Source organism: Bacillota bacterium, from assembly GCA_012842395.1.
Taxonomy (GTDB): Bacteria; Bacillota; SHA-98; order UBA4971; family UBA4971; genus UBA6256.
Genome location: DUSX01000016.1, coordinates 1 through 3,218, shown reverse-complemented (window position 1 = coordinate 3,218; position 3,218 = coordinate 1). Strand labels below are relative to the sequence as shown.

The following is a 3,218-nucleotide window of genomic DNA, read 5'->3' as shown; positions in this document are numbered from 1 at the left end:
GACTGGGTCAAGAGCCGAATCCAGCAAAGACTGGATCAGGCTTGATGGGGTATAGTAAGAACCCGTTGTCTTGCGTTCGTGCCCCGAAACAACTCTAAGATCAAAGGTGGCAGCATCCGCGTTGACTTCTGGGTGCAATTCTAGGAGAGACTCATAGACGCTGCCCAACTCCTCAGAACCGAGATTCTTGTAATCAACCACCCGACGCACCCCGTCTTGTACTGTAAAGGAGAGAGCGCGTACGGCCTCCAGGAGATCGCAGTTGGCAATGTCGGACTCGGCCAAGTCCGCGATCGCCGCACGAGACCAGAGGAAACTTCCCAAAGCCGGCAGACCCAGCTCAGGGCAGCCGATGTCGCTTCCCAGCTTCTCCATGACAATGCGCAATGAACGATAGAGGTCAGAATGACGCGTGCCACGTACGCGCTCAGCCAAACGGCGTAGGCGCGACGCGGCGTAATAACGCAGGTAACGCTGGTGGGCCGGTGCTGGCGCGTGTGGGTCCAGGAGGAGCCCTCTATCCTCGGCGACGAAAAGGAATATGAGCCGGTATACCAGGCGTAAAAGCTGACGGTAGTAGTCCTGTGTCGACAACTCGCCTGCCCGCAGGCGGCGCAGAAGGTCCGCGTTGCCAGGATGTGCCAGAAACCCTCTCCCCAGGGCGGTGATGGCTTGCTCCACGCCGGCACGCAGGTTGTCCAAGGCACGGGTACCCTGTTCTCGTGCGAACCCCATCCACCGTTCCAGCCAACAGTCCTCCGGGCGCTCCCCGTTGTCTACTCGTGACTCATGGCAGAGAAGCCACAACAGCGCAAAGTCGGCATAGGCCTGGCTTTCCATCATGGCTTCGAGATCGAACTCCACGTACGCCTGACGGGTAAGGCTGGCGTTATCCCGGAGGAGCCGCAGCCGCAGCCCGTTCGAGACAAATCCCCAAAGGTGATCCTTGCTGCGATTCAAGTACTCTTGCACCAATCCGTGAGGGCTCGTTCGCGCCGCACCGGCCACACCCGCCGTGCGGCGGTCTAGGTCTACACCAACGCCGACAAGATGGATGGGAACCTTCTGCCACAGATGCGAAATCGGGTACGGCTTGCCTTCGATCTCCAAGCCGTGCGCGGCAGCGAGGCGGCCGTAGCCAAGCTCCTGGAATAGGATGAGGAGCCACCGTTCGCGCGTAACTGAGGTACCAGGATCCCCTGGCGGAAGTTTCGAAATCGCAGAACGAAATCCGTTCCATGCTGCGACAAGGCGGTTCCAGGACCGGATGATGACCTCGTTGATGCGCTCGCCTTGCGCCAGGTGGTAATCGTCAGGCGTCAGTCCATCAAGCTCCTTGTCGCCGGCGGCAATGCGTGCTAGAAGGTCCGCAGGCAAGAGTCCGCCTTCAGTGCGGACGGTGGCGAAAACCCCATTGAAACGGCTCATGTGCCTCTCACCCCTGCCGGGACCGGCAGATAAACATAGATCCCAAGAACGTCCGGAGGAAGCTTCGGCTCAACTTCGTAGGTCGTGCCTCTCATGCGTGCAGCCTGGCGCACGCGGCGATGTGCGTCCAGGAGAGTTGCGGCTCTCTCACGAGCCTTTCCTTCGAAGTGAGGACGCAGCGTGTCAACCGCCTCCACCACTCTGCGTACCGCCTCTTCGGCTTGGTCAGGAAGGATATTGGCCGACGGTTCCGCGCCAAGGAGCCTCTCCGCCTCCTTGTCATCCAACCACTCCGGGTGATCGGGAGAGCCAACGAACCCAAGGATCCTGCATTCTTCCGCAAGCTGTGAGTGCACGTGCCCATCTCGGCGCGTGACGATATCGAAACGAAATCTCATCAATAGGAGAGTAGTGCGGCGCGTCACTGAAAACGTGCGGATGGCGCCCGCCCGCCGCGCGACGCCGCGAGCCTGGGTGTCCAGAGCTGCATCCATCACATGGGAAGCAAGTGTCTCAACAAATGGATGGGTCCGAGACAGGTACACCGCCTCGCCGGGCGCAGGCATCTCAAAGCAAGCATCCAGTGAATCATCCACGCCAGCCGCTCTGCGCAGCGAGTCCCGCAACACGCCGTCCACGCCGCGCAGGTCGAAATGGACGACACCACCCTTCTGGGTAATCGCAGCGCCGTGAGCCCGGAGGGAGTCGACTACGAAAGAGGCTACATCAGCCGGGCCCCCTGCCGCCTTGCGGGCCTCATTCAACTCCCGGGCCACTTCGTCCGTCTTTATCGATTCCTGCGCAAACACCGTTCGCGAACGCTTCTCCCGGTCAGCCGTATTTTCCCATTCACTATACAACTCCTGCTTCTTGGGGGCGACCACACCCTCAAACCCGGGCAGCACAAGCTGACCCTGGCCGCCATTCCCCCGTCCACGCAACAGCAGGCCTTCCAGAATAGCCTCCACTACAGTGTTCGTATCTAGCGGCACAGGAACGGAAATCCCGAGGGAGGTCCGAATGGTCTTGTGCTTACGCAAGAGGACATCCAGGACGATTCCGTCAACAGGATTGTTGGCTCCGTAATATGTGACGACGCGCACGGTGGGTTTACGCTGGCCGTAACGATCCACCCTACCCTCGCGTTGCTCATGACGCGTGGGGTTCCACGAGAGGTCATAATGCATGATGGCGTCGAAGTGCTCCTGAAGGTTAATGCCCTCGCTGAGGCAGTCTGTGGCTACCAAAACCCGCCTGGGAGAATGCGCGAGCTCCAGTACGCGGGCCTCCCTTTCTGCCGGCGGAAGCTCACCCGTGACCGATATGACCGCAACATCCGAAGGAAGCCGCGTGCGCAACTCATTTGCCACGTAATCAGCAGTAGGAATGAACCGACAGAACACTACTGGATGATACCCATCCTCGACAAGTTCCCGCACGAGTTGAACTGCCCCCAAGAGCTTGGGATCGGCCTCGCCCGCGAGCCGCTCAGCCTCGCGGGCCATATCAAGCAACCGGCGCCGGTGGTGAGAGCTATCGCCCGGCGCGTCACCAAGCTCATCACCGGGATCTCCCCCAGGGGCTATATCAATGATTTCCGCCTGCTCGACCACATCCATGTCGAACACCGTGCGCTGTCCAATTTCGTCGGCCTCCTCAGCGGTTTCGGTATCTGCCGCAGCTGCGCGGGTACGCAGCGTGGCCGCAGCCGCCGCGGGGCTCGATCCCAGCGACCGTAACATCGCTAGAGCGGACCACCATCGGACGCGCTGCCGATGGAGATTCCCGTC

At 60.5% G+C, this 3,218-nt stretch carries 2 protein-coding genes; both read right to left on the bottom strand.

The window, feature by feature from the left end:
* A partial coding sequence (locus GX515_05065; protein HHY32388.1) for a type II DNA modification enzyme occupies positions 1–1,428 on the bottom strand: 1,428 nt, incomplete at its 3' end.
* Entirely contained in the window at positions 1,425–3,170 is a 1,746-nt protein-coding gene (locus GX515_05060; GenBank protein ID HHY32387.1) for an SWF/SNF helicase family protein, read from the bottom strand. The genes GX515_05060 and GX515_05065, both read right to left, overlap by 4 nt.
* Positions 3,171–3,218 lie beyond the last annotated feature (48 nt).